Source organism: Streptomyces sp. MGP-P1 (assembly GCF_057766565.1).
On record NZ_JBYMEM010000005.1, the window covers coordinates 726,440 to 751,930 of the forward strand.

General features: G+C 66.9%; 26 protein-coding genes and 1 pseudogene. 15 read left to right on the top strand and 12 right to left on the bottom strand.

Annotated features, from left to right (window positions below):
• Positions 1-265: 265 nt before the first annotated feature.
• The 3 genes from AC3CH1_RS12695 to AC3CH1_RS12705 all read right to left on the bottom strand — a co-directional run bounded on the left by AC3CH1_RS12695 (position 266) and on the right by AC3CH1_RS12705 (position 4,277).
• Positions 266-2,554, bottom strand: coding sequence for a S8 family peptidase (locus tag AC3CH1_RS12695; protein ID WP_488462995.1), 2,289 nt, complete (start codon positions 2,552-2,554; stop codon positions 266-268).
• Positions 2,555-2,615: 61 nt separating this feature from the next.
• Entirely contained in the window at positions 2,616-3,452 is an 837-nt protein-coding gene (locus AC3CH1_RS12700; protein WP_488462996.1) for an AAA family ATPase, read from the bottom strand.
• A 486-nt stretch (positions 3,453-3,938) separates the two neighbouring features.
• Entirely contained in the window at positions 3,939-4,277 is a 339-nt protein-coding gene (locus tag AC3CH1_RS12705; RefSeq protein WP_265600390.1) for a CU044_2847 family protein, read from the bottom strand.
• 533 nt (positions 4,278-4,810) lie between these two features.
• On the opposite strand from AC3CH1_RS12705, the gene AC3CH1_RS12710 reads away from it, so the two are divergent.
• The 7 genes from AC3CH1_RS12710 (at position 4,811) to AC3CH1_RS12740 (ending at position 12,666) form a co-directional block, all read left to right on the top strand.
• Positions 4,811-5,059 carry a type II toxin-antitoxin system CcdA family antitoxin gene (locus AC3CH1_RS12710; RefSeq protein ID WP_488462997.1) on the top strand — a complete coding sequence of 83 codons (249 nt, stop codon included), beginning with the start codon at positions 4,811-4,813 and terminating at the stop codon, positions 5,057-5,059.
• Positions 5,056-5,457, top strand: coding sequence for a DNA-binding protein (locus AC3CH1_RS12715; RefSeq protein ID WP_488462998.1), 402 nt, complete (start codon positions 5,056-5,058; stop codon positions 5,455-5,457). The genes AC3CH1_RS12710 and AC3CH1_RS12715 overlap by 4 nt, the downstream gene beginning before the upstream one ends.
• 396 nt (positions 5,458-5,853) lie before the next feature.
• Positions 5,854-6,285 (top strand): hypothetical protein, encoded by a 432-nt coding sequence (locus tag AC3CH1_RS12720; RefSeq protein WP_488462999.1) that lies wholly within the window; start codon positions 5,854-5,856, stop codon positions 6,283-6,285.
• Positions 6,282-6,929 carry a hypothetical protein gene (locus tag AC3CH1_RS12725; RefSeq protein WP_488463000.1) on the top strand — a complete coding sequence of 216 codons (648 nt, stop codon included), beginning with the start codon at positions 6,282-6,284 and terminating at the stop codon, positions 6,927-6,929. Before AC3CH1_RS12720 ends, AC3CH1_RS12725 begins: the two co-directional genes overlap by 4 nt.
• A 3-nt stretch (positions 6,930-6,932) precedes the next feature.
• Entirely contained in the window at positions 6,933-11,666 is a 4,734-nt protein-coding gene (locus tag AC3CH1_RS12730; RefSeq protein ID WP_488463001.1) for a putative T7SS-secreted protein, read from the top strand.
• A 6-nt stretch (positions 11,667-11,672) separates the two neighbouring features.
• A complete protein-coding gene (locus AC3CH1_RS12735) occupies positions 11,673-12,041 on the top strand; it encodes a hypothetical protein (protein WP_359626787.1) in 369 nt (122 codons plus the stop codon).
• Between the two features lie 136 nt (positions 12,042-12,177).
• Entirely contained in the window at positions 12,178-12,666 is a 489-nt protein-coding gene (locus AC3CH1_RS12740; RefSeq protein WP_488463002.1) for a hypothetical protein, read from the top strand.
• Positions 12,667-12,825: 159 nt separating this feature from the next.
• Here the strand turns inward: AC3CH1_RS12740 and AC3CH1_RS12745 are convergent, their stop codons facing one another.
• Positions 12,826-13,086, bottom strand: a complete 261-nt coding sequence (locus AC3CH1_RS12745; RefSeq protein ID WP_488463003.1) for a hypothetical protein — start codon at positions 13,084-13,086, stop codon at positions 12,826-12,828.
• Positions 13,087-13,312: 226 nt separating this feature from the next.
• Between AC3CH1_RS12745 and AC3CH1_RS12750 the strand changes: the two genes are divergently transcribed.
• From AC3CH1_RS12750 to AC3CH1_RS12775, 6 genes are all read left to right on the top strand, one after another.
• Positions 13,313-13,873, top strand: coding sequence for a hypothetical protein (locus tag AC3CH1_RS12750; RefSeq protein ID WP_488463004.1), 561 nt, complete (start codon positions 13,313-13,315; stop codon positions 13,871-13,873).
• Positions 13,874-14,133: 260 nt separating this feature from the next.
• Positions 14,134-14,280, top strand: a complete 147-nt coding sequence (locus AC3CH1_RS12755; protein ID WP_488463005.1) for a hypothetical protein — start codon at positions 14,134-14,136, stop codon at positions 14,278-14,280.
• Positions 14,277-14,480 carry a hypothetical protein gene (locus AC3CH1_RS12760; RefSeq protein ID WP_488463006.1) on the top strand — a complete coding sequence of 68 codons (204 nt, stop codon included), beginning with the start codon at positions 14,277-14,279 and terminating at the stop codon, positions 14,478-14,480. Before AC3CH1_RS12755 ends, AC3CH1_RS12760 begins: the two co-directional genes overlap by 4 nt.
• Before the next feature lie 12 nt (positions 14,481-14,492).
• Entirely contained in the window at positions 14,493-15,248 is a 756-nt protein-coding gene (locus AC3CH1_RS12765) for a hypothetical protein (protein ID WP_488463007.1), read from the top strand.
• Positions 15,249-15,548 carry a hypothetical protein gene (locus tag AC3CH1_RS12770; protein ID WP_488463008.1) on the top strand — a complete coding sequence of 100 codons (300 nt, stop codon included), beginning with the start codon at positions 15,249-15,251 and terminating at the stop codon, positions 15,546-15,548.
• A 314-nt stretch (positions 15,549-15,862) separates the two neighbouring features.
• Positions 15,863-16,183, top strand: coding sequence for a hypothetical protein (locus AC3CH1_RS12775; protein WP_488463009.1), 321 nt, complete (start codon positions 15,863-15,865; stop codon positions 16,181-16,183).
• 150 nt (positions 16,184-16,333) lie between these two features.
• Here the strand turns inward: AC3CH1_RS12775 and AC3CH1_RS12780 are convergent.
• A pseudogene (locus AC3CH1_RS12780) lies at positions 16,334-17,477 on the bottom strand (MFS transporter); the annotation flags it as partial.
• Here AC3CH1_RS12780 and AC3CH1_RS12785 point away from each other — a divergent pair.
• On the top strand, positions 17,455-17,961 hold the full coding sequence (locus tag AC3CH1_RS12785) for a hypothetical protein (protein WP_488463010.1): 507 nt from the start codon (positions 17,455-17,457) through the stop codon (positions 17,959-17,961). The pseudogene AC3CH1_RS12780 and the gene AC3CH1_RS12785 overlap by 23 nt on opposite strands.
• A gap of 45 nt (positions 17,962-18,006) precedes the next feature.
• Here the strand turns inward: AC3CH1_RS12785 and AC3CH1_RS12790 are convergent, their stop codons facing one another.
• The 4 genes from AC3CH1_RS12790 to AC3CH1_RS12805 form a co-directional block, all read right to left on the bottom strand.
• Positions 18,007-18,669 (bottom strand): SMI1/KNR4 family protein, encoded by a 663-nt coding sequence (locus AC3CH1_RS12790; RefSeq protein ID WP_488463011.1) that lies wholly within the window; start codon positions 18,667-18,669, stop codon positions 18,007-18,009.
• 89 nt (positions 18,670-18,758) lie between these two features.
• Entirely contained in the window at positions 18,759-19,232 is a 474-nt protein-coding gene (locus AC3CH1_RS12795) for a hypothetical protein (RefSeq protein ID WP_488463012.1), read from the bottom strand.
• 237 nt (positions 19,233-19,469) lie between these two features.
• Positions 19,470-20,243 carry a polysaccharide deacetylase family protein gene (locus tag AC3CH1_RS12800; protein ID WP_488463013.1) on the bottom strand — a complete coding sequence of 258 codons (774 nt, stop codon included), beginning with the start codon at positions 20,241-20,243 and terminating at the stop codon, positions 19,470-19,472.
• Positions 20,244-20,470: 227 nt separating this feature from the next.
• Positions 20,471-20,683: a DUF4287 domain-containing protein gene (locus AC3CH1_RS12805; protein WP_488463014.1), complete on the bottom strand. Its 213-nt coding sequence runs from the start codon at positions 20,681-20,683 to the stop codon at positions 20,471-20,473.
• A gap of 368 nt (positions 20,684-21,051) precedes the next feature.
• Here AC3CH1_RS12805 and AC3CH1_RS12810 point away from each other — a divergent pair, with 368 nt between their 5' ends.
• The gene (locus AC3CH1_RS12810) at positions 21,052-22,167 is read left to right on the top strand and encodes an NADH:flavin oxidoreductase (RefSeq protein WP_488463487.1); all 1,116 of its coding nucleotides are present in this window, start codon (positions 21,052-21,054) and stop codon (positions 22,165-22,167) included.
• Positions 22,168-22,191: 24 nt separating this feature from the next.
• Here the strand turns inward: AC3CH1_RS12810 and AC3CH1_RS12815 are convergent, their stop codons facing one another.
• The 3 genes from AC3CH1_RS12815 to cseB form a co-directional block, all read right to left on the bottom strand.
• A complete protein-coding gene (locus AC3CH1_RS12815) occupies positions 22,192-23,109 on the bottom strand; it encodes a D-alanyl-D-alanine carboxypeptidase family protein (protein ID WP_488463488.1) in 918 nt (305 codons plus the stop codon).
• A gap of 340 nt (positions 23,110-23,449) precedes the next feature.
• Positions 23,450-24,706 carry a sensor histidine kinase gene (locus AC3CH1_RS12820; RefSeq protein ID WP_488463015.1) on the bottom strand — a complete coding sequence of 419 codons (1,257 nt, stop codon included), beginning with the start codon at positions 24,704-24,706 and terminating at the stop codon, positions 23,450-23,452.
• 16 nt (positions 24,707-24,722) lie between these two features.
• Entirely contained in the window at positions 24,723-25,484 is a 762-nt protein-coding gene (gene cseB / locus AC3CH1_RS12825) for a two-component system response regulator CseB (protein WP_488463016.1), read from the bottom strand.
• Between the last annotated feature and the right edge of the window lie 7 nt (positions 25,485-25,491).

Sequence of the window (25,491 nt, forward strand, 5' to 3'; positions counted from 1 at the left end):
GGCGGCTCGCTCCGCTCGCCGCGCGCTCCCCGGCTCACCGCCGGGGCCTGACGCTCCTGCCTTCGGCCCGCTGTGGCTGGGGCGGTCGGCTCCACGGCTTTAGCCACCTCCCCGGTTCGGGTCCCGCGTCGAGCAAGACCAGGGGGCCACTCGTTCAAATTCCGGGCAGGATCACAGCCTGCCCGAGTTGCCGGCCAGCGTACGGCCCCCTGATCATGCTCGACCCCAAACCGGGCAGGACACCGGCCAAACCCGCTCCGCCGACCTAAGTCCGAAGCCGTACCGGAATAGGAACCGGCAGCTCTGAAAGAACAGGGAAATCAACTTTTGCCAGGTCGTACACCGGAAGCCCGGAAAGAGACTCAACGGTGACCACGAGCGAAAGATCCACAGGCGGAGTATTTTTCGTCAGCGATCCGCCTTCGCGAGTAAGGAACTCGATGTCGAGGCGGGGCTCATGGAGGCCCTTAGCCATTAGGCAATCCTGACCCTGCATGATTGTTTCCCATTTACCCCCCCGTCGACGACTAGATTCCGAGGCTTTCGGGCCCACCTTCTGCGAACGCGTCGCGGGCTGCTGGCTCATTTTCCAGCCTTCTTCAAGCAATTCTGTCGCCCGGCCAGAATTCTCCTGAATGTTTACCTTGATGGTACGGCTAGCATTTTCGGGATCCCGAAACGAGTACACCTCTGAGTGCGGACGAAGAGTGAACTCTAGACCGGATTCAGTGTACTCAACAGCCTCTGTCGGGTCAGTGGGCGAGGCGTACGAGAGCGTCCATTTGACTTTTACCTTCCCCCTGTCGACACCCCCAGGAACTGGAAGCGTGAATCCAAGAATCTGGTCTCGCTCGATTGACGCCTGATAAAGGACCGTCACTTGCCGGTCTGAACACGTGAGCGCGTTTGAGAAATCGACCGGCAACCTTCCATGTCCCGTTTCCATGATTAGAGCTGGGTCGGGATGCGGTTCAGCAAAGTGAATTGCGAAAGCACGCAACGCAGAGGCGCTGCATCGGTCGCCCAGTTGCGTGCTTAGCTTAGCCAGACCATGTGCAGCAAGAGGTGCTGCATAGCTGGTTCCCCAATCGTAGGAAAGCCGCCCGTTGCCCATGAGTCTGGCGAAGGGGCGATCGACGTCGCCGCCATAGGCAAGCACGGTCGGCTGGACCGTCGCCCCTGGCCGACCCGGGCCAATTGCACTATACGGCGCCCTTGACCACATCAAATCTGGGTGCGGACGATCGCAAGCGCCCACACTGAGCCCATTAGCCATATCGGCGGGGACCTGAATCCGGTTGGCCCCGCCATTGAGTTCTTCGCCATTATTTCCCGCAGCGACAACGAAGAGAATATCCCTTTCATAGGCCAGCGCATCCAGCACCGCAGTCCAACGGTGTGGCTCTCCATCGTCCACTGAAACCTCGGGCCCTAGGCTGAGATTGACAATCATGGCATCACTGTCCGCCACCTGCTTCTGGATTTGATCCAAGAGCCAGTAGAGTTCGACACCTTCGTTATCGTGCCCAGGAATGCAGCGAACATGTGTTGCCCGCACCTGCGGAGATTGCAAGCGACTTCCGGCCTCAACGTTGCCATAAAGAATAGCGCCCGTCACAGCGCTTCCGTGCTCTATGCATCCAGGGGCGGCCGGCCTGTCTGTCAGTTCTACTTGGCTGGCGGAGCCTGCGAAGAAGTCCCCAGTAGCATCTATGCCAGCATCAAAGATGAGCACCTCGGGGGCTTCCGGCTGGGCGGGGGGCGGCGCCGGTCGTGCAACACCCGGAGCGGACCGCAACGGGATGGCAGGCACGGGGCGAATACGAGGCATCTTCCGTATGGAACGCAGAGGGTTGAAGGCCGCCGCTTCTTTCGCTTTGCCCGAGGGCAGGAAAACCGGAACGAAAGTCAACCCGCCTACAACGTCACGCCTATCGCTTACAACCTCGCCGCCAAGACTATAGATATACCGCTCAAATTTTTCAAAGACTGCACCTGAAAGAGGCCGTCGCGAAATCCCGGGGAGATCAGGATCCGGATGCAGAACGGCCTCGAATGCCTCCCGGCCCTGAACTGATTCGGCGGCGGGATTATTCGCTACCTTAACTACTTCAGTTACCCGCGGTAGATGAATATCAGAGAACCTTCTTAGCTCCTCTGCAGCCCCCTTCTCTCGCCGATCAAGAGAGCCACCGGAGAGAATATAGCTAAGCCGCTCAAGACTTTGATTATCGCCAGCAACAATTAAGGATTTAGTCGGCACATTGAACTCAGTCTTACTGCGCAGTACCAAGTCTCCCGTAGCGGGACGGGACCCTAGTGCAGTCAACCCGAGCAGCCTGACAAGCTTTTCAGGAAAGTAGCTATTGGCTAGATAGTTTGGAAGCAGTTTCACCTCAAAAACGACGTGATCTGCGCGCAATCTATTGTCCAGCGTAGCTGCGGTGTTTTTTAGGATCTGCGCTTGCGGCCCAAGGATCCTTTGCGAATCAGCCAACGAAAAAGGATGGTACTTGCTGCCACCTCCGCCAGTCCTATCAATCATCTCCGACATGTGCTCTCCTCCAACGAGGATGCGTCCGCCAGCTCCCTTACTCATTTTCCCCCCAAGCTAATTACTGCTGCTTGCGCTCCTGAAACGCCGAAATCGCCCTACTAATAGTCGGATGACTTACGCCAAGGATGTTGGCAATCTTCCGATTCGACAGTCCTAGATGCACACTGGCTGCCACTGCTACCTGCTCCCGGATGATTGGATCTTCACCAGCGACATCGCGCAGTTTCCCCAAAGCAAAACGCACGAGGGCTTCCTCAAATGAGGAAAGATGACCTTCTCGCACAATCGATTCGCGAGCAATAGCGTTGCACAAACGGACAATATCTGAATGCGACATCTCATCTGTGGCCAGCGCTACAAGGCCACAGGTTTCGGCAGACACCGCAGCGGAGAGAATCGCAGGCAGGGAAGAGATCAAGATCTTTCTCTCGCAAGTGGCCGGCAGAGAAAGCTCCAGCAATACGTCAAAGCGCCGCGAGATTGCCGTATCCAGAAGTTCTTTGTGATTCGTGGCAGCAATCAAGAAACTACCGGCCGGCCACCGGTCAAGCTCCAGCAGAAGGACATTTACCAGCCTCTTAAGCTCACCCACATCTGAATCATCTTCACGACGCTTAGCTAGTGCGTCAAACTCATCAATAAATAGAACGCATTCATTCTCCGCAGCGAAGTCCATAACTGCTCGAAGATTTCGTCCAGTACGTCCTAGATAGCTGGACATCACCGCCGCCAAGTCGACCACAAAGAGCGTCTGTTTCATTTGGCTGGCGATATGCGACGCAGTTAGGGTCTTGCCGACGCCGGGCGGCCCACTTAGGAGAACGCTGCGCGAAGGCTGGAGACCGACGTCTACCAGCGCCTCGCGCACGGGTCGTTCAGCAACAAGGTCATCCACGCTCTGTCGCGTAGCCTCGTCCAAGATCGGACCATAACTCGGGGCGGTCTCGGCCACACGTAGCAGCACTTGGTTGGTCTCAGGATCCCGCGGAAGCTGCACAGTCTCCGAAACCACTGGTGCATCGCTGTGGGCCACGTCGACCCCCCTGAGCGGATTCTGTCCTTGCGACCCCGTGAGCAACGCTCTCAGCTCCGCACGTAGCGTCACAGCGTGATGAGCATCCTCAGGTGGCCGCCGCATGAGCCGACGGCACTGGTCGCGAACGGCCTGCGTGTCCGCCCTGAGGCCAGCGTCCATCAACTCAAGCAGCGCCCTCTCGGTCGGACTGAGACCTGCCTTATCCTGCCACGCTGACGCACCCATGGCAGGCAGGTTACCAAGAGCCCATACCAACAACCAGGGGGGATGCCCCTCGCGGTTCACTGCTGTCACTCGATGAGGCTAGATTTACCACTCTAGTTCTGTACGTATGGAGGGTTCGAGCTACGTTGAAGGCGTCCATTTGGCACGGACCTCGAAGGTGGAGTCAGCTTTGACCTTCCCCACCAGTGGCACGCCTGCCTCGCCGGACAGAGACACCCCGAACGTGATCTCCAACTCGTTCGGCTGCGAGTCTCCGAACCGACCACGAATGGCTGCCGAGACGTCTTCGCAGGTCTGCACGATGGCCTCGCCTACGTCGCGAAGTCCGTTTAGGGCCTGTTGGGCCGGCCGTCCAGCACCTCGAAGTAGCTTCGACTGATCGAAGTTCTCCACTGCCAGGGGCGTGACTTCGACCAGGAAGAAGGAGTTGCCCCCAGCAGACTCGACCTCTTTGTACACAGATTCCCCATTCAGGTTGGTGACTACTGACCTGATCATCCCGCAAGTCAGCTGTTCACGGGCGGTGTTGACGTGATACGTGATTCAGAAGTACGCGCTGATGGATCGCGCGTCTCACCGGTATCAGGTCTCCCGGTCACCCACAGGGAGTAAGCCCGTGCCAGAACCGTGCCAGACCAGTTGGGGAGCCCTGGTCACTGGCGGTCACGATCGAGGGCGTTTTTGCGAGCCGCTAAGAACGGCTAACAGCGGGACATCCGCAGGTCAGGGCCACCTTCTCCTCAACCTGCCCAGTGATTCCCAAGCTCAGAGCGCGAGTTCGATTCTTGTCACCCGCTCCACGACTGAGACCCTGGTCAATGACTGGGGCCTTCTTGCTTGCCGTCCAACAGCATCGGCCCGGAGCGTCACTCGCCAGAGACAGCCGGTGAGCGATCGCCCCTTGTTTTCACCCGGAGCAGACGACCGCAGGCGTCAAGACTGAGTACGAGAGACCCGAGCCAGCGTGTGCATACTCCAGTATGATTGGATTCATGTCCTCAACGACTCGCATCACCGTCACTCTCCCCAGCGACCAGGTGGCAGAGCTCCGCAAGCTCACGGACAACGTCTCCGGCTACGTGGCTGAAGCCGTAGCCCGCCAGATCCGGCACCAATTCCTGGGCGACGACCTCCGCCGTCACGAGGAGGAGCACGGGGCCTTCAGTGACGAGGAACTCGCCGAGGCCCGCGCAAAGATCTTCGGCTCGGCCGGCTCCTCCGAGGGAGCGGACGCCGGGTGAGCGAGCGCATCGAAACCGTCGTCCTGGACTCGGAAGGGCTCTCCGCCTGGATCGCGCAGGACCGCAAGCTCCTCGCGATGCTTCAGGTCTTCCACGACATGGGAGCCGACCTGGTGATCGGTGCGAACACCATCGTGGAAGTCAGCCACTCCCGCACCAACCTGCCTCGCCTCAACTGGGCTCAGTCCCGCGTCAAGGTGGAACCGGTCACCGAACAGGCGGCGAAGGCGGCAGCGGAGCTGCTCAAAGGTGCCGGGTTGCACGGGCACAAGTACGCCATCGACGCCACGGTCGCCGAGGTCGCCCTACGCCAACCAAAACCCGTCGCCCTCCTGACCTCCGGCCGCGACGACATGATCAAACTCTGCGGCAACCAAGTCCGCATCATCCCTCTCTGACGCGCCGACTTCGCCCCGAGCACACCGCCTGGCAAGGTCCGCCGTACCGCTAGCCTCGTGCCCCATCCGTGCCCAGCACAGCGGACAACAGCGGTCAGGTACAGCTTCCAGAGACCACGGCAACTCCAGCTTCCTCGCAGGAAAACGCAGGTCAGAGCCCTTCCGGAGACTCAAGCACCGCTGATTCCCAAGCTCAGAGCGCGAGTTCGATTCTCGTCACCCGCTCTTCAGTAAAGGCTCCGGTAACCGACCGGGGCCTTCTTTGTGTTTGCCGTCGGCCCGTGGTGTGGAGGCTCTGGGGACGGCTGGAACCGCGTGGTTGCGGGTGGGCATGGTGTTCTAGCGTGTGCGGGAGTAAAGGGCGGCGGCTCGCCTACGTACGGGGGAGGACCTGCGATGGGTGACGAGGCGGCGCTGGCGGATCGGATAGCCGAGCAGCGGGCCGGGGTCGGTGATCCGAGGGCTCTGGTGGGTGAGCTACGGCGGTCGTTGCTGTTGGTGCCGTTCGACCGGGGTGGGCTCTGGACCGCTGAGTTCGGTGGGATCCGGTGGGTGTGCGGGTTCACCGACGAGGCTGCGCTGGCCCGGTTCGCCGAGGAGCGGGCTGCCGTAGAGGGGACCGGAGCCGCCTCGCGGGGCTGGGAGTATGCCGTGTTCCGGGGGGCGCGGTTGCTGGACGAAGTCATTCCGGCCATGAGGGTGCCGGCCGGCGTCGCGGTGAATGTGGCCGATCCGGACGGGTCGATGTTGTTTCCGCCGGTGGTGGGGATCGTGCCGGACGCCGTCGCCGTCGACGCGGACGTACCGAGCGGGGGGCAGGGCCTGTGAGCGGTACAGGGGCGGAAGACCTCAACATCAGTCCGGTCAGTGTTCAGCAGATCACCACCGGACTACGCGAAGCCGTGGCGGAGTTGAAGGAGATCGGCACCGGTACGGGGGCGGTGCTCGGCAAGGGACTCTCCGAGCTGTCCATGACCGGCATGGAGGCCGGCCACCACGGGTTGTCGGTGGACTTCGAGGATTTCTGCGAGCGGTGGAAGTGGGGCGTTCGGGCGCTGGTCCAGGACGCCAACGCGATCGCGGCGAAGCTGGGGCTTGCGGCGGGGATCGTATGGGAGGAGGACCAGTACGTCGAGGGCACGATGAAGATCGCCGTGAACGCGGGTGTCGGGAATCCGCATGCGTCGGAGGACGAGATCGTCAAGCAGGAGTGGGGCGATGTGTTCACCCCGGACTACCTGAGCCCGGACTACAGCCAGGAGTCGTTCGAGCGCACGGCCGACGAGGCTGGACAGACCTGGAAAGACACCGGGCGGGCGCTCGTCACTGAGGGGAACGGCGGACGTCAGGCGGACCAGCTGAACGAGATGTTCGGCGTGGACCGGGACGCGCTCGACCGGTCCGTGGACGACATGTTCGGCCCCTCCCCCGAGGAACGGGCCCGACAGCAGGAGCAGGGCGGGGGGAACTGAGTCATGGGGTTCGGGGATTTCGTCCGGGATATCACGCCCGATGTCGTCGAGGAGACGGTCGAGGACGGTGTCGAGTGGGCCGGTGACCGGGTCGAGGACGCCGGGAACTGGACCGGCGACCGGCTGGAGGACGCCGGCTGGGAGTCCGGGGCGGACTGGGTCCGCGAGAAGGCCCGGTCCGTGGCGAACCGGATGGGCGCCGAGGTCGACGAGATGGACCTGGGGCAGACCGAGGACAAGACCAAGCTGATTTACGGCAGCCCGTCCGAGATTCGGTCCACCGCCACCCACCTGCGCAAGCTCCAAGGCGCGTTCGACAAGGTCGGCGGTGGGCTCAAGGGAGTCGACTCCTCCGCGCTTAAGGGGCAGGCGGCGGACGCCTTCCGGTCATCGGTGTCGGTCGAGCCGCCGAAGTGGTTCAAGGCCGCCGATGCCTTCGAGAAGGCTGCGGGCGCTCTGGACGCCTTCGCCGGGACCGTCGAGTGGGCCCAGGGGCAGGCGCAGACCGCGATCGACAAGTGGAAGGCCGGGACGAAGGCGTCGGAGGAGGCCAGGGACGCGTACAACGAGAAGACGACCACGTACAACAAGGCCGTCGACGTCTACAACGCCAAGCCCTCCGACGAGCGCGATCCCTCCACCCTGCCGCCCAAGCCTGGGACCTTCAGCGATCCGGGCACGGCGCGGATGAAGGAGGCACAGGAGCTGCTGGCGGAGGCGCGCAAGCAGCGGAACACCGCCGCCGAGACCGCCCGCAAGGCGGTGACCGCGGCACGGGACGCCGCCCCCCAGAAGCCGCGCTACGCCGAGCAGGCCATGGACGGACTCGCCGAGTACCAGGTCATCAAGACCCACCTCGCGGGCGGCGTCGTCAAGGGGGCGGCAGGCATTCTGACCTTCGCGCGCAGCGTCAACCCCATGGATCTGTACAACATCACCCACCCCGCCGAATACGGGCTCGCGCTCAACAACACCGCCGCCGGGCTCGTCCGGGTCGCCAACGACCCCTGGGGCACCGGCAAGCAGATGCTCGACGACTTCATGAAGGACCCCGCCGAAGGCTTCGGCCGGCTGCTCCCCGACGCCGCTCTCACCGTTGCCACCGGCGGCGCCGGGGCAGGTGTCAAGGGCGCCCGGGTGGTGAAGGAGGCCGCCGACATCGCCTCCGACGCCCGCAGACTGGAGCGCGCCGCTCCCGAAGGCACTCACAACCGCCCCGACGGCGAGCGTACGAGCGAGGGCACCGACCCGGTCGACCTCGCCTCCGGCCGCATGTTCCTTCCACAGACGGACGTGGTACTGCCCGGCGTATTGCCCCTGGCCTTCACCCGCCGGGCGGAGTCGGGTTACACCGCCGGCCGGTTCTTCGGACCCTCCTGGTCCTCCACCGTCGACGAACGCCTGGAGATCGACGCCAACGGCGCCATCCACGTCACCGCCGACGGCCTGCTGATCACCTATCCGCACCCCGTCCCAGGGCTGCCCACCCGCCCCGAAAGTGGCACCTCCCGCTCCACCCTGAGCCGCGACGAGGAGGGCGGCTACACCGTCACCGACCCGGACAGCGGTCACACACACCACTTCACCGCCCCGTCCGGAACTGAGCCTGGCGAGAACGGGACCGCCTGGCTCGTCCAGATCGGCGACCGCAGCAACAACACCATCAGCATCGACCGAACCGACGACGGCACACCCCAGGCACTCGTCCACTCCGGTGGCTACCACCTGCAATTGATTACGGCCGAGGGGCTCGTCACCGGTCTGGCTCTGCTCAGCACCACGGACATCTGGGAGGAAGTCACCGCCTGCGCTGGTGCGGCTCGTCAACTGCGCACCTACGGCTACACGGACGGCAACCTCACCACTGTCACAAAGCAGTCAGGTGCCGCACTCATCTTCACCTACGACGACCGGCGGAGGGTGACAGCCTGGGAGGACTCCAACAGGAGCCGTTACAACTACGTTTACGACGAGTCGGATCGTGTCATCGCGCAAGGCGGCGATGCGGGCCACTTCCAACTCACCTTGGCATACAGCGAACCCCATCCCTCCACGGGTCATCGCAGCACCGTCCTGACAACAGCCGACGGCCGCTGCACACGCCATCTCATCGACAGCAGATGCCGAGTCCTCGCCACCACCGACCCGTTGGGGAACACCAGTCAGGACACCTTCGACACAGCCGGGAACCGGCTGACGCACACCGACGCGCTGGGTCACCTCACCACGTTCGTGTACGACGAGGAGGGCAGAACCGTCTGCGTTCAGCAGGCGGACGGCACACGACTGCGCGTGACACGCAACCAGTTGGGGCTGGTGACCCAATTCGTCGAAGCGGACGGTTCCCGCCGCCTGCAGGAGTTCGATGACTTCGGCAACCTCACCGCGGTCACCGAACCGGGCGGCGGCACCACCCGCTACACCCATGACTCAGCGGGCCGTATCACGTCGATCACCGATGCGCTAGGACACGTGACCGGCTTCCGCTGCAACCGCGCAGGGCTACCGGTGGAGGTCACCGACCCTCTCGGGGGCGTCAGCCGATACGACCGGGACACGCTGGGCCGTCCCACGCGTGTCACCGATCCGCTGGGCGCCGTCACCCTGTTGCGGTGGACTGTGGACGGTGAACTCCTCGAGCGCACAAACCCCGACGGTGCCACGGAGTCGTGGACTTACGACGGGGAGGGCAATCGGCTGACCCACACAGATGCCGGCGGAACGAGCCATTTCGAATACACCCACTTCGACCTGCTGTCGGCCCGTACCGACCCCGACGGGTGCCGGTTCGAGTTCGCCCACGACGCGGCCCTGCGACTCGTCCAGGTCACCAATTCGCAGGGCCTCACCTGGTCATACTCATACGACCAGGCAGGCCGGTTGGTTGACGAGACCGACTTCGACGGTCGCACCGTGAGCTATGTCCTCGACGCGGCCGGGAGGATGCTCGCCTCGGTCACTCCGCTGGGCGAGACCATTTCCTACGTTCGCGATGCCCTCGGACGCGTCATCCGTAAGGACGTAGCGGGGCGGGTGACAACGCTCGCGTACGACGCTGGGGGACGGCTGGTGCAGGCGAACAACCCGGACACGGAGCTGATCTACCAGTACGACCGAGCTGGGCGCGTGAAGACGGAACTAGCCGACGGCCGGGCCACCACATACGCGTACGACGCCTTGGGCCGGCGGACCCGTCGAGTCACTCCCACAGGCCAGCGCACCACATACCGGTACGACGCGGCGGGACGGCTCACCGAGACGACCGCCGGTGAACGACGCATCACCTTTACTCACGACGCCGCCGGCCGGGAATCGGGACGTGTCGTCGATGACGCCTGCGCCCTCGCCTTCGTCCGGGATGTGGCGGGCCGTCTCAGCGGCCAGCAACTTATCGGGCGCGATCGCACCGTCCTGAGCACGCGCGCTTACACCTACCGCGCCGACGGATACCTCATCGGCCTGGACGACTCACTGAACGGCCCCCGCCGCTTCGATCTGGACAGAGCCGGTCGCGTCACCAAGGTCACCGCCACCAACTGGAACGAGTCTTACGACTACGACGACGCCGGCAACCAGACCGCCGCCGATTGGCCTTCCTCCCACCCGGGCAGTGACTCCACCGGCCCTCGTTCCTACACCGGTTCCACCATCAACCGTGCTGGGAACACGCGGTACGAGCACGACGCCGGCGGACGCACCACCCTCCGCCAGAAGGTCAGGCTCTCCCGCAAGCCGGATACCTGGCGGTACGAGTGGGATCCTGAGGACCGCCTCACTGCTGTCACCACTCCGGACGGGACCCGGTGGCGGTATCGCTACGACCCGCTGGGCCGCCGGGTGGCCAAGGAGCGCCTCGGCGGAGATCATCTGACCGTGGTGGAGGAGATCCGCTTCACCTGGGACGGGCACACCCTTTGCGAGCAGACCTCCGTCTCCACCGCACTACCGAACCCCGTCGTCCTCACCTGGGATCATCAAGCACTTCGCCCTCTGGCCCAGACCGAACGAATCCTCTCTGACGACGCATCCCAACGCACCGTTGACGAGAGGTTCTTCGCCGTGGTGACCGACCTGGTCGGAGCACCCACCGAACTCGTCGACGAGTCCGGTTCCCTGGCCTGGCACACCCGCACCACCCTCTGGGGCAGCACTACCTGGGCAAGGCACAGCACGGCGTACACACCGCTCCGCTTTCCCGGCCAGTACTACGACCCCGAAACCGGGCTCCACCACAACCACCATCGCCACTACGACCCGGAGACCGCTCGCTACCTGACTCCGGATCCACTGGGCCTGGCCCCGGCGCCCAATGCCGCAGCCTACGTGCACAACCCACACACCTGGTCCGACCCACTGGGTTTGGCCCCACGTTGTCTGAACGAAACGGGCCGAGAGGGTAAGGAGGCCAACGAGAACTTCGTGCCGGGCTCGGCCGAGGGGCAGCGACTCGCCGATCAGCTGCGCAGAGAGTCGGCGGGCTCGATCTTCAACGAGAACGGGTGGCTCACGCCCGAGGCCATAGCTGACTCGCGACGGGTGATTGACGGTGAAAAGATCGGCAACCCCGCTGTGCGTGAAGCCATGACATCTGATGGAAGCAGTCTCAGCGACTGGGGGAAGTACACCACCAGAACACACCAGTCCCCCTATGGCGACTTCCAAGTGCACTATTATTACAACCCCGAAACAGGCCGACTTTTGAACTACGATTACAAGGTAATCATGAACAGAAGGTAATTTAGCATGCGCGTCCGCATGGCCACCGAATTCACCGTGGAACCTGCCGCCCTGCAAGGCGTCAGCGCCCTGACGGAAGGCCGCGAATACCCAGTACTCGAAGTCTCCGCCCCCTTCAAGAGGGCCACTACGTTCCGAGTCGAATTCATCGAAGCTGGCCTCAGACAGTCCGGCCTCTTCGACAGCCGAATTTTCACTGTCACCTCGAACTCTCTGCCACCGAACTGGAAATATTTTCAGCTCGAGTCTGGCTCCTTTTCATTGTGCCCGGAACCGTGGAACGCTTCAGGCTTTTGGGAGGCGTATTATGAGGGCGACCCGCATGCTCTCGAGGTGTACGAGGAGGAGCGGGCGGTGACCCTTCTACATTCCTAGCGTTACGGCCAACCGGGAACCACACCCCGGCTCAGCGCAATCGCTTGTTCCTCAAAAGTCGATCGAAAAAACTTGGCTTCATCACAGGGGTCAGAAACGAACTTGACGAGGGGTAGGCATGCGAAGCAATCCTCGGATGCGGGAGATCCTGCAGACGACAGACATCACCGACCTGAGTGATCGGGACATTCCCCTCATGTTCCTTGAGGTCGTGGAGCGCGGGTGGTCCCTCACGGCCGCCGGTGGACGCGTGCTGACCGACCTCTGTCCGGAGGCGCCTGGCACATACGCCGACCGGCTCATGGAGGAGACGACGATCAACGGGAGGGGGATAACCGACTACGACCTCCCGGCCGCACCGGACGAACGTACGCCCCTTCTCGTCCGGAGGTGCCTGGCGCATGTGCATGCCTGCCTTCGGAAAGCGCAGGAGGAGTTCGGTGACACTCAGGTGAAGGCGTATGTCTCCCTCTCCTTCGCCGACACCGAGGAGGCCCTCCTCACCTCCAACGTCACCTTCTGCACCCCGCTTCCCGACGTTCGCCCTTACATCCCGGACCTGGAGGCTGTTACGGACGCGGCCGTCGCGGAGATCTCGCTGGAGGACTGCTCGGCTTGGTTATGAGGACCCCTTCGCCCTCTCTGTTCGTGCCCCATCCGTGCCCAGCAGAGCGGACAACAGCGGTCAGGTGCGGCCTCCACAGACCCTGGCCATCTCAACTGTCGCACGGGAAAGTGCAGGTCAGAACCTTTTCGGGGGCCAGAGAACCGCTGATTCCCAAGCTCAGAGCGCGAGTTCGATTCTCGTCACCCGCTCTTTGATGAAGGCCCCGGTCAGCAACCGGGGCCTTCTTGTTGTCTGGACCACGTCAGACGTCGCGCACCAGATCCGCACCAGAAGGCCGGCCCGGCCCTTCCTGTAAGCGGCTCGAACTAGCTCTGTTGAGTCCCCGGCGACCTTGAGAGACGGCGCCTCGGCCTCGCTGATGAAGATCTGCCATGGAACGCCATCACTGGTCGCGTTCGTGCACTTCGAGACGAACATGCCCAGTTTGTCGAGCTGCCGAGCCTCGGACGCAGCGAGTGGACACTCTCACGACAACTGCGAGCTGGGTGACGATCGCCTCTGGCCTCTCGTCCGCGTCACAGTCGGCCGTTACAGGTAGCGAGAAGGGCCAACTTTCAGTGCAAACACAGGTGTTTGAAATACAGTCGGACCAGGCTCATTCGTGGTATCCGACCGCATGTACGGAAACAAGAGAAGAACACACATGGACGAACAGATCAGCGCCGACGCCCCTGCGATGCCTGATACCTCCCCAAAGGTTCCAAAGCCTTTGGATCGCCACGCGTTTCTGAAGGGGTTGACAGTCGGGATCCTGGCGTCCTCTCTGGTTGGTACAGGACTCTTCCTGGCTATGGACAACGGCGGCCCCCCGACGCCGGCGGCTCCTGAGGCCACGGCAACGGCCATCGAGGAGGTGGCCGACGAACCCACCGAAGAGCCCACCTCGGAAGAGACCTACAACACAGCTCCCGACCGTACAGATTTCTTGCTCGACCTGAAGACCAAGTCCAAGCAGTGTTTCGGCTCAGCCGGGTGCAACGTCACGGTGGAGCCAACCCTGTCCTACCTCGGTCTGCTGCCACTCGACCCCGACGAGACCTACTCGATCACGTACGAGGTGCGCGGGGGCGAGGACGGGGCCGTCATCCAGACGATGGAGCTGACCAACCAGACCTCCCTTTCCTACCAACCCGTTGCCATGTCCACCGCCAAGAGCAGCTCCAAGTTCACCGCAGAAGTGACGGACATCGCGATGTCCGGCTAGTACTTCAATGAGAAATCGTTGCCTGAGCTGGTCCTTCTTCGGTAGTGGCTGCGGCGGGCGGTGACTTGGTGTTGTCTGCGCCAGTGGGACCAGTTGAGGGCGTGGGTGACGGGTCCGCGGCGGGGAAGGAGGGTGTTCCGGAGTCTGCGGACGACAACCCCTTCACCTGGTGCGACCCTCTGGGCCTCATGCCCAAGTGCCCCAAGGAGAGGGCCCAAAGAGTTTCCGACCAGGTGATCGAACGGGCCCAGGAAGGGAAGATGAGGAAGTCCGGCAACTATCACGCCGACACACGACACCAGTTCAGCGACGACCGGGTTCAGGAGATCCTCAAGAACCCCGACGCGGTCTACCACTCCCAGGGGCAGCGGGAAACCTCACCTTCCGGCAAGGAGAAGACGTCGTGATCACCAAGGGGCCGGGCGCCGGCGCGGGGGATGTCATCACCGCGTACGGTCCTTCGGGGATCCGAGGGGAAAGCGGCGCAAAGGCATTCGGCGGGACGCCCGACGACCCCGGCCTGCCGGTGACCCATGACGATATTGTGAACGGCAACATTCCGGACAGCCGAGGCGGCACGCTGGTGCCCGCCGAGCAGATCCGGTGAGGTGGGACATCTGTGGAAATCGCCCTGAACACCCTTCGCGCCGTGGTGACGGACACTCCGCTCACGCCCACCCCGCGCCTCGCCCTCGACATCCCCCACTTGGTCGTCGGTGAGTTCACCGACCGGGCGGAATTCGAGCGGCTGCTGCCCGGCACCTTCGGAAGCCACGAGTGGCTGGGGTCGGAGAACGACGACCTTCTGTTTGACAACGGCAGCCGCGAGCTGGTCGGCGTGGGCCTCCTCCTGCCCGCCGTATCCGCCCCGGCAGAGGCCGGGGTCCGCCTTCCCGCCGAGCCCCCGGCCGTCCGGGGCGGGCTCCGCGCGGAGGAGGCACACGACTTCGCCCTCGCGCAGACAACGGTGTTGTGCTGCGACCCCGAAGCGACGGAACTGGCCTGCCTGCGGGATCTCGCGGTCCTCGACACTCCGCTGGATGCCCGGATCGGTATCGCCCCCGACCTGACGCTCCTGGTCCAGGCCGGGGCAGTCGTCGGCTGGAGTCTGGCCGACCCTGTCCGATACCTGACGAACGGGTACGCCGTCGCCGACCCGGCGCCGCCGGCGCCATCCACCAGGCGGCGACTGGCCGAGTGCCTCGCACTGATCACCCGGCCGTTGGTCGAGGACGTGATGGACAAGGAACCGGACGCCTGGCGCCGACTTCGGACGACCGAGCGGGCCCTGCGCGAACAGCGGGAGGACCTGAACAGGGCAGCAGCGCTCCACCGGCTTGTGGCCCGCCTGATCGAGGACTACGAGAACTGGTGAGTGGGGCAGGACGTGGGTTTGCCTCACTCGCTGTTCGCCCCGACATCTCGACATACGGGCCTCCGCGAACCGCTGGAACCGGCCGAACCCAAGGAGTTCGGACGGCGCCATGCCGGTGACTCCTTCGACCTGAGCGACTTGCAGGCGCGACAGGGCGGAGCCGACCGGATCGGCGACACGAAACGCGCCGCCTACGGACTCGATGAGCGGGCAATCACCGGGCTGCGGCAATGGGCACAGGCATGGGGCGACGGCATCGGCGAACGACTCCAGGAACTGGGCGTTCCGCACGAAGACTGATGGCCGCATGGAAGCCGGACGCTCGGCAGGCTATGCATCGGGCTGTTCGGACCCTCAACAGCTGTGCCCCATCCGTGCCCAGCGAAGCGGACAACAGTGGTCGGGTACGGCGCCCAAAGACCATGCCCATCCATCCCGCCCAACGGGAAAGCACAGCTCAGAGCGGCTCCGGTAGCCCGAGATCCGCTGATTCCCAAGCTCAGAGCGCGAGTTCGATTCTCGTCACCCGCTCCACGACGGAGGCCCAGGTCATTGACCCGGGCCTTGATTGTTGTCTGGACCAGTTCAGGCGTCGCGCACCAGATCCGGACCAGGTGGCGCACCCTCAGTACCAACCCGGCCAACCAGCGGCCGCGCCGCTCCGGCACGGAGGCCAGGGCAACGGCGAAACCACCTATCTCGTCTCTGATCCCCGTTCAGGGCTGACGCGTTCCTTCCGCGGCGGCCCGTACAACGCGTCCCCCGCCTACTGGCTCAGGGAGATCGAGGACCGCAACCTCAACCGGATCGACTTCGCCCGCCTCGGGGACGGTACTCCGACCGCCGTCGTCCACTCCGGGGGCTACCGGGTCGCCCTCGCCGTCGAGGAGGAGCTGAGGAACGCCGTGATCGGACTGCTGCGGAAGGCGAAGTGATCGGGGTCAGGACCTGTCTGCCGGCACGGCCGCCGCCACGCGGCGGGTCCGCGTCAGCGCCGGGCCCGGCGCGCGTATCGCTTTCGTGCTCTCCGCCGCCCCACGCCGCTCGCATTCCGCCGACGCCCGCTGCCGAGCATGAGGCGTCTCCTATTCAGTGGACGGATGCCGCGTTCCGCGGACGGCGCCGGCCCCGGCCTCGGTCCGTGCGGCTTCGGAAGGCACCTCCTCGGCCGGCACGGCTCCGGCCGGCGGCCCGGGGCGCCGGAGGCCGGGCGTGAGAGCGAAAGTGACGGCGACGGAGCAGCGGCCATCACGGTCATGGCGGTCGTCGGCGACGTGAGCTGCGCGATGCCGCCGGCGGTCGCCGCCGCGACGCCCTGCATGGTGAACATCCCCGAGTGGTGCAGTCCGAAGGCGTGTCCCCTCAGCTCGCCCGGGACCATGGTCATCAGGCGTTCCTGGAGCAGCAGGTTGGCGGAGAAGCCGACCGAGGCCAGGGTCACGGCGGCGAGGACCACGGGCAGCGCCGGATGCAGGACGAAGATCAGGTAGGGGGCGGCGAGCAGCAGTAGCAGGGGTGGCGGACCAAGTCTGTCGCGCCACCGCGAGGACAGGAAGCGACCCGCCAACGTGTCTCCTGCCAGCATGCCCACCGCGGCGGGGGCGAACAGGAGCCCCGCGTGGCGTGGGGCGTGGGAGACGAAGAGCGACTCACAGCCGACGACGAGACCGTTGGGCACCCACAGCGCCAGGTAGACGCGGCGCCGCGGCTTCGATGCCCACAGCGCGCGTTGCTCCGCCAGGTCTCCCGCACGGACGGGCGCCCCTGTGCGCGCGGCGGCCGGCTCGCGAGACCGATGCGGGCGACGGACGCGGCCACGACGAAGAGGGCGGCGCCTGTCAGCAGGGTCCCGCGAGGCGTCAGGACGTTGACGAGCACGGCGCCGACGGCGTACCCGAAGATCTGCAGCGCTCCCGCACACATGTTGAGCACCGAACGGCCGAGCAGATAGCCCCTGGCGGGGACGATCTCGGCGAGCAGTCCGTAGCGCACCCCGCCGCCGACCGAGCCGAGCGTGCCCTGCACCGCCAGGATCGCGAAGACCGTCGAGACGGACAGTCCGGGCAGGGCCAGGATGGTGGTGATCGCTGCGAAGAAGAACGCCAGGCCGGTGGTCGCGGCGCGCGGCGGCAGACGGTCCGTCGCCGACAGCAGGAAGGTCGCACCGATGATCTGCGCCAGCAACGGGCCGAACATGCTGAGGGCGGTGAGGAACGCGCCGTCCGTTCTCGCCCTCTTCGCCGTTGACGTCTCCGGGGGCGCGGCGGCGTACCGACGGCGCCTGCGTTCGGTGCTCTGCGCCGCGGTGCGGCTGGGCCGCACCGCGGATTTCGAGCAGGGGAACCTCCCGGTCGAGGGTGTTCCGGACTGGTTCGCCGCGGTGAGTCCCGGGAGCGGGGAGCGGGCCGCCCCGCAGTTCGCACGGGCCGGCCGCGACGGGTACGTGACGCACGCCGGGGGCGGCCGGCCGTGGGAGCTGCACGACTGGCCGCATCGTTTCGCTCCCGACGAGAGCTCCCGGGGCTGGGAGTGGTGGGACGCCACACAGGTCGGGCCGTCCCGCGTCCACCTCTGGGTGGACAGCTGGGGGGAGTCCTTCTTCGGGTGCCAGGAACTGCTCTGGGCCGCCTGGGCGGCGGGGGCGGTCCGTGTCGACGGTCCCGTGGTTCACCGGTCCGCCGTGTGGTCGGCGGAGCGGGACGCCACGCGCTGACACACGCTGCTCACTGACGTCGTCGGCCGGCGGCGAGTGCCCCCGTCATGGCTGACGCACAGCACGCTTCTCCACGGCCCGGTCGTCGCGCAGCGGCACGACGTCCCACCGCAGCCGCTGTTCCTCGTCCACCTCGGGCCTGAAGTGTTCGACGGGCCTGCCGGTCTCCAGCGACGCGGCTACGGTCTCCATGAGCACGGGCAGGGACGCCCACATCTCATGGGATCCACGCATGACGCCCTCCACGGCCTCGGCTTGGTGGACACGCCCCCGGTCGATCTCCGGGCGCTGGTCCAGCACGAGGTAGCCCCCGCCTACGTCCCGTGCGATGGGGATCAACCGAGGATGTCCGTAGAGAACGCTGCTGAACCCCGTGCCCATGAAGTCGAAGTTCACCTCCTCGTCCCCCGTCTCCTCCGCCGTGTGCCTGTCGTAGAAGCCGGTGAAGAGCCGCCACTCGTCCGCGATCCGCCGTGCGCCGATCGGCCTGTAGAACCCGGGCAGCAGCGATCCCCCCTGGGCGCCGAGGCCGTCGTGCCGCAGCAATGACGTCACCAGGGGCCTCGGGAGCGGGTGGCCGATGTCTCGTTCGGTCGCGGCGATATCCGCCGGAGCGGCGGGCGGCGCCAGCGCCCCGTAGGTCGTCGGCGCGTGCTCGGCCAGCCACTTCTCTATGCGCGTCCACGACTCACTGATCGGTGCGGTCATGGCACGGGATCCTGCCAGCGGGTACTGACAATCACGTGACACTCACCGTTGCGGCCCCGGTCCCGGTAGCTCCATGCCGACGCCCCGCGTCAGCGGTGCGTCGCGGAGGTGTACGCGAACAGGGCGATCACGCCGACGACGCACACGAGGATCACCCATGAGCTGAAACCGGTGTGCCTTCCCCTGCCGTTGCGCCGCGCGGACCTGCGGGACCGGCGGGACCCTCGGGCCCGTCCCGTGTCCGCCCGGTCCGGAGCGGGCCGCGCCGTGTCGGCCGCCGCGTCGGCCAGCAAGCGCCGGCAGGTCGCGGCGAGCACGCCCGTACCGGCGGAGAGGGGCACCACGGCCTCCGAACGCGCCGGAGCGGTGGTGCCGCCGTCCAGGATGCGGCCCGCGCGTACGAGAATCTCGTCCCGGCCGCCCGCCGGAGCAAGGCTGATCCACCGCCGTACGTGTTCACCCCGGATGACCATCCCCCCGGACCGTTCCCGGTACACGGTGTGCTCCCGCCACAACACCGCCGCCAACTCTTGTGCGGTGTCTCTCAGTTGTGTTCCCACCATCCGTCCCCCCACCTCGCGTCGAATCGAACAAGCATCGAACTCTACTGGCGGGTGTGGATCGTTGGGCATCAGCCCCACCCCGGGACGGCCCGGCCGCGTCACGCGGCGGCTCCGTCGGGCCGGTCGCGGACGGTGGCCGTTACTGTGGCGGTCGAAGGTGGGGGCAGCAGCTGTGGACTTCGGGGTACTGGGTCCGCTGACCGTGCGGCGGGCCGGCGTACCGCTGGAGCTGGGCGGTCAGCGCACGGGGAATCCGAAGGAGTAGCCCTGCTCCGCCAGCCAGGGCAGGACCTCGCGCAGAGCGGCCAACGTCTGGGAGCGTTCCCCGCCCGCGTCGTGGAAGAGGACGGTCGGCCCGTTGGAGATCTCGCGCTTGACGGTGGCGACCATGGTGTCCGCGCCCGGGTGCTCGAAGTCCTTGGTGTCGACGTTCCAGCCCAGCGGTCGCATGCCGTGGGATGCGGCGAGCTGCCGGCTGTACGGGGTGAAGGCGCCGCCCGGGGCCCGGTAGTACTGCGACCGGACGCCTCCGGACGCCTTGGTGATCATGCGTTCGGCGTCCAGGATCTGCTGCGACTGGTAGGCCTCGGACTTGGTGTCCATGGTGGTGTCGTGCGAGACGGTGTGGTTGCACAGCCGGTGGCCGTCCGCCACGACCCGCTTGACAAGGTCCGGGTACGCCCGGGCCTGGGTGCCCACCATGCAGAACGTGGCCTTCACGCCTTCGTCCTTCAGCAGGCGCAGCACCTGCGGCGTCCAGACCGGGTCCGGTCCGTCGTCGATGGTGATGTTGACGCCCCGCTCCCCGCGGTCCGAGGCGTGCGCGATGTCCGCCGCCACCTTGGCCGCGGGTCGGTCCCGCTCGGTCGGCGAGGCGACACTTCCCGACGGCCGCCGCCCGGTGGTGTCGGCCTGTGCGGTCCACACCGAGGTGGCGGCGGCCAGCGCCGTCACGCCGAGCGCCGCCGCGAGGAGCCGGCTGTGCCATGCCCTTCCCTTGTGCTTGCCCATGTCCGCCCGCCCCTTTTTGCTGTCTCCACCGATGCCGTGCACTGCCGTGCACCCGTCCAGACAGGCGAACGTCCCGCTGGGATGCCTCGGTTACCGATCGCGGACACAGCTGCAGGGAGGCGGCGACAAACGCGGGCCGTCGGGAGACCGGGTCAGCGGGCGCTGGCCTTGGGGTGGTTGCCTTCGGGGTGGTTGCCCCAGAGGTGGCTGCCCCAGAGGTGGCTGCCCTAGGGGTGGTTGCCTTCGGCGAGGGTGTGCGCGACGAGGGCGTTGGCGTGCCCGTGGCCCAGTCCGTGGTCGGACTTGAGCCAGGCGACCAGCTCCATGTGCTTGGTCAGCGGCGAGGCGCGGATGAGTGCCTTCCACTCGGAGACCGGGCGGCCGTACTTCTTCTCGATCGAGGGGAAGTAGCTGGCAGGGCCCTTCACGGGGTCGGTCATGGGGTGTCCCGTCTGTCGTGCCCTTCCCGTCCGGAAGGCGTCGGAGGTATGACCGGCGGTGAACGGTGACGTCATCGGCGTTCGGCAGTGGTCCAGGTCACAGTCCCGCGCCGCCGCGCCGCACCCACCACGACCCGACCACCGGAGGCTGACTCCGTTCTTTGCCCAGACTTTACCCGGAACGGGGCCGGTGCCGGGATGCCCACGCGGCGGAAGCGTGTTGGCGCGGGGTGGACACCCCCGGCTATCGACAGGAAACCGACGTGACAGACGTGACGGCACACGCTCCGACCAACGTGGCGGCACCCGCTCCGACCAACGTGGCGCCCGACGGGACCACCGGCGTGACCGCGGGCGGGACCACCGGCGTGACAGGCACGGCGGCCCGCGCGGCGGACACCCTCTCCCGGCCGTTCACCGTCCGCGGGCTCACCAGCCGGAACCGGATCGCGATGGCGCCCATGACCCGGCAGTTCTCCCCGGACGGCGTGCCGGGGCAGGACGTGGTGGACTACTACACCCGGCGGGCCGCCGGCGACGTCGGGCTGATCATCACCGAGGGCACCTACGTCGACCACGAATCCGCGGGCACCAGCGACCGGGTCCCGCGCTTCCACGGCGAGGCGGCGCTCGCGGGCTGGGGAGAGGTGGCGGACTCCGTGCACCGCGCGGGCGGCGCGATCATCCCGCAGCTGTGGCACGTGGGCGTCACCCGGACCGAAGGCGCCGGGCCCGTACCGGACGCCGAGCCGGTCGGCCCCTCGGGCCTTTCCCTGAGCGGCGAGCCCAAGGGGCGCGCCATGACGCAGCAGGACCTCGACGACGTCATCGCGGCCTTCGCCGACGCGGCGGCCGCCGCCGAGCGCCTCGGCTTCGACGGCGTCGAACTGCACGGCGCGCACGGCTACTTGATCGACCAGTTCCTGTGGTCCGGAAGCAACCGGCGCACCGACGCCTACGGTGGCGACCTGGTCTCCCGGACCCGTTTCGCGGCCGAGATCGTGGCGGCCTGCCGCGCCGCCGTCTCCGACGCCTTCCCGCTCTTCTTCCGGATGTCCCAGTGGAAGATGGACTCCTACGAGGCGAAGCTCGCCGGGTCACCGGAGGAGCTGGACGCCCTGCTCACACCGCTCACCGAGGCCGGTGTCGACGTCTTCCACGCGTCCACCCGCCGCTACTGGCTGCCGGAGTTCGAGGGCAGTGACCTGAACCTGGCCGGATGGGTGAAGAAGATCAGCGGCAGGCCGACCCTCACCGTCGGCTCGGTCGGCCTGGACGACGACTTCTTCAGCGCTTTCCAGGGCAACGACTCCAAGGTGACCGGCATCGAGCAGCTGCTGGACCGGATGGAGCGCGACGAGTTCGACATGGTCGCCGTCGGCAGGGCGCTGATCGCCGATCCCGAGTGGGCGGCGAAGACCCTGCACGGACGCGCCTCGGACATCACCCCGTTCACCGCGGAGATGCTGAAGACCCTGCGCTGACCCGCGAGCGCCTCGCCCCGGCGCCTATGCCCTGTTCGCCGCCGCCGGGAGGTCCGCGCGGATGGCGGTGATCAGGGCGCGGCTGGCCTCGTGGGCGGCGGCGCTGCCCTCGGTGGGGGTGGTGCCGGCGCGCTGGTGCAGGACGACCCCGAGGACCAGGCGGGAGACTCCGGCGACCTCCTGCGTGGTGGCCCAGACGAGGTTGCCGCCCGCCGGCGTGGAGGAGCCGGTCTTCAGGCCGACGACCCCGTCGTGTCCGAGCAGTTTGTTGGTGTTGCGGAAGGTCACCCCGGCGCCCGGGGCCGTGACGGAGGCCGTCGCCACGATCCGCCGGAAGGCCGGGTCCTTCATGGCGGCACGGGCCAAACGCAGTTGGTCGTCCGCCGTGCTCCTCGTACTCGCCTCCATGCCGCTCACCCCGGTGTACGTGGTGGCGCGCATGCCGAGTCCGGCGGCGGCCCGGTTCATCTTCGCGACGAACGCCTTCTCGTCGCCCGCGTCCCAACGGGCGAGCAGCCGGGCCACGTTGTTGCCCGATGGAACCATCATCAGCTCCAACAGCCGTCGTTGGGTGTACTCCCGGCCTGCGAGCACGGGGGCGGTCGTCTCGACGGAGGAGTACGACTCGTCGGCCGCCTGCCGGTCGGCGACCACGGTCGCGCCGGGGGCGTCCGCCCGCATCGGGCGGCTCTTCAGGATCACGTAGGCCGTCATGACCTTGGTGACGCTCGCGATCGGGACCGGCTTCTGCTCGCCCCGGGTGCCGAGGCTGCCGATCCCCTCGACCGCCACGCTCGCCTGGCCCTCGCGCGGCCAGGGCAGGTGCAGCGACCTGGCGAGCGGCGCCACCTTCTCCCCCGGGCCCTCGGCGGGGGCCGGCCCGACCGTGGACCTGCCGCCGCCGGCCGCGTACCACCCGCCCGTACCGGCCACGAGCACCACGGCGGCGGTCAGCGGTACGAGGACCGAGCGGCGGAGTCGGAAGCGGGAGCAGACACGGGAGCGGGTACGGAAGCAGACATGGGAGCGGGTACGGAAGCGGGCACGGAAGCCGCTCCCGGCGGCCGGGGCGGGCTCGGGCGTGGGGGCAGGAACGGCGGGGGCGTCGGGAACGGCAAAGGTGTCGGGAACGGCAGGGATGTCGGGAACGGCGGGGATGTCGGGCATGGGCTCCTCCTGGTGACCGGTGCGGTTTCCCGTACTTCCGTCACCTTCGAGGAGTCGTTCTTCCGCACCCGTACGGCGCCGTTTCCGCCCCCCGAGAGTGCGTATCGGTTCCGTATCAGGCCGGACGCGGGGCCAGGTCGAGCGTCGCGAGCGCTCCGCCGCCCTGGGCGTTCGCGAAGGTCAGCCGGGCTCCGAGCACCTCGGACTGGCCCTGGGCGACCGTCAGGCCGAGACCGTGCCCCCGGCCGCGTTCGCTCGCACCGGTGCGGAAGCGCTGCGGGCCCCGCTCCAGCAGGTCGGGCGGGAATCCGGGCCCGTGGTCGCGTACGGCGATCCGTGCCCCGGTCACGGTCACCGCGACGGGGGCCGCGCCGTGCCGGTGGGCGTTGGTGACGAGGTTGACCACGATCCGCTCGACCCGGCGCGGATCCGTCTCCACCACCTCGGCGGCCCCGACGTCGACCCGGGTGTCCGTGCCCGTACGCCGCACCACGTCGGCGACCAGCTCGCCCAGCGGCACCGGGTCGAGGCGGGCCCGCTCGGCGCCCGCGTCGAGGCGGGAGATCTCCAACAGGTCCTCGACCAGCGCGTTCAGGGCCCGCAGCCGGTCCCGTACGAGACCGGTCGCCTCGTCGTCGTCGGGCAGCAGCCCGGCGGCGGTGACCAGGCCCATGAGCGGGGTGCGCAGTTCGTGCGCGACGTCGGCGGTGAAGCGCCGCTCGGTCTCCAGCTTGTGCTGGAGGGCGCCGGCCATGTCGTCGACGGCCGCCGACATCTCGGTGATCTCGTCGCGGGCCCGCCCGCCGGCGCCGATGCGGGCGTCCAGGTCGCCGTCGGCGATACGGCGGGCGGTACGGGCCCCGTGGCGCAGCCGCCGGTTGATCGGCTCGGTGGCGAGGGCTGCGAGCGGGACGACGAAGACGAGGGCGGCGAGAACGGATTTCACGATGCTGCGGTCCAGCAGCTGGAGGCTGCGGACCTCGGCGCTCATGTCGTCCCGGACGACGAGGATCCGGTCGTCGCCGACGGCCACGGCGCCCCACATCCAGTACCAGTTGGGCGGCTCGACGTCGTACCAGGTGGCGTACCCGCCGTCGGTGTCCGGACGGCGTTCGGCGAGGTCGCGCGCCAGCTGTTCGGGCAGCTCCGCCCTGGTCCGTACGTCGATGTCGGCCGGGGCCTTCCCCGTACGGTCGTACTCCCGCTCGGCCGCGATCAGCCGGGTGAGGGTCCGGTCGTGACCGACGCGCAGCCCGCGCTCCCGGGTCGCGTCGTGCACCAGGAAGCCGACGACGGCCGCGACCGCGCAGCACGCGGCGGCGGCCAGGGCGGCGATCTTCCAGCGCAGGGCGCGGGGGTTGAGGAGGTCCACGCCGTCCGCCGGCCACTCAGCCGCGGACGAGCTTGTAGCCGAAGCCGCGGACGGTCTCGATCCGCCCGCTGCCGATCTTCTTGCGCAGCCGCAGTACGCACAGGTCGACGACCCGGGTGTCGCCCTCCCAGCCGTAGTCCCACACATCGCGCAGCAGCCGGCGGCGGTCGAGCACCGAGCCGGGCGCGGCGGCGAACTCCAGCAGCAGCCGGAGCTCGGTCGGCGTCAGCGACACGATCTCGTCGGCCCGGCGCACCTCCATGCCGAGGGTGTCCACGCTGAGGTCCCCGAAGACCAGGATGTGGTCGGTCCGGCCGGGCTTCCCGGTCGCGGGTCCCTCCGTCTCCGGGCGGAAGGTGGCGCGGCGCAGCAGGGCGCGGATGCGGGCGACCATGACGGCGGTGTCGACGGGCTTGATCACGTAGTCGTCGGCCCCCGCCTCCAGGCCGGCGACCACGTCGAGGGCGTCGCCGCGCGCGGACATCATCAGGACCGGGACGGGGCTCTCCTCGCGGATGCGGTGGCAGAGGCCGATGCCGTCCAGCTCGGGCAGCATCACATCGAGGATCAGCAGGTCGTGCGCGCCCGCCCGGAAGGCCTCCAGGCCGCTGAGCCCGTCGGCGGCCACGTCGACCCGGTAGCCGTAGCGTTCCAGGGCCAGTTGCACGGCGCGGCGGATGGTGGCGTCGTCCTCGACCACGAGCACGCTGACGGGGGCCGGTGTCGGGGCCGGGCGCCGGGCTTCGGACACGCTGCCTACCTGGGCGTTCGAGGTCATCGGTCGC

Bases quoted from the DNA above. Each gene is read 5' to 3' on its own strand.
- AC3CH1_RS12695 (WP_488462995.1), bottom strand. From the start codon at position 2,554: ATGTCGGAGATGATTGATAGGACTGGCGGAGGTGGCAGCAAGTACCAT.
- AC3CH1_RS12710 (WP_488462997.1), top strand. From the start codon at position 4,811: ATGTCCTCAACGACTCGCATCACCGTCACTCTCCCCAGCGACCAGGTG.
- AC3CH1_RS12720 (WP_488462999.1), top strand. From the start codon at position 5,854: ATGGGTGACGAGGCGGCGCTGGCGGATCGGATAGCCGAGCAGCGGGCC.
- AC3CH1_RS12730 (WP_488463001.1), top strand. From the start codon at position 6,933: ATGGGGTTCGGGGATTTCGTCCGGGATATCACGCCCGATGTCGTCGAG.
- AC3CH1_RS12735 (WP_359626787.1), top strand. From the start codon at position 11,673: ATGCGCGTCCGCATGGCCACCGAATTCACCGTGGAACCTGCCGCCCTG.
- AC3CH1_RS12740 (WP_488463002.1), top strand. From the start codon at position 12,178: ATGCGGGAGATCCTGCAGACGACAGACATCACCGACCTGAGTGATCGG.
- AC3CH1_RS12745 (WP_488463003.1), bottom strand. From the start codon at position 13,086: ATGTTCGTCTCGAAGTGCACGAACGCGACCAGTGATGGCGTTCCATGG.
- AC3CH1_RS12750 (WP_488463004.1), top strand. From the start codon at position 13,313: ATGGACGAACAGATCAGCGCCGACGCCCCTGCGATGCCTGATACCTCC.
- AC3CH1_RS12755 (WP_488463005.1), top strand. From the start codon at position 14,134: ATGAGGAAGTCCGGCAACTATCACGCCGACACACGACACCAGTTCAGC.
- AC3CH1_RS12790 (WP_488463011.1), bottom strand. From the start codon at position 18,669: ATGACCGCACCGATCAGTGAGTCGTGGACGCGCATAGAGAAGTGGCTG.
- AC3CH1_RS12795 (WP_488463012.1), bottom strand. From the start codon at position 19,232: ATGGTGGGAACACAACTGAGAGACACCGCACAAGAGTTGGCGGCGGTG.
- AC3CH1_RS12800 (WP_488463013.1), bottom strand. From the start codon at position 20,243: ATGGGCAAGCACAAGGGAAGGGCATGGCACAGCCGGCTCCTCGCGGCG.
- AC3CH1_RS12805 (WP_488463014.1), bottom strand. From the start codon at position 20,683: ATGACCGACCCCGTGAAGGGCCCTGCCAGCTACTTCCCCTCGATCGAG.
- cseB (WP_488463016.1), bottom strand. From the start codon at position 25,484: ATGACCTCGAACGCCCAGGTAGGCAGCGTGTCCGAAGCCCGGCGCCCG.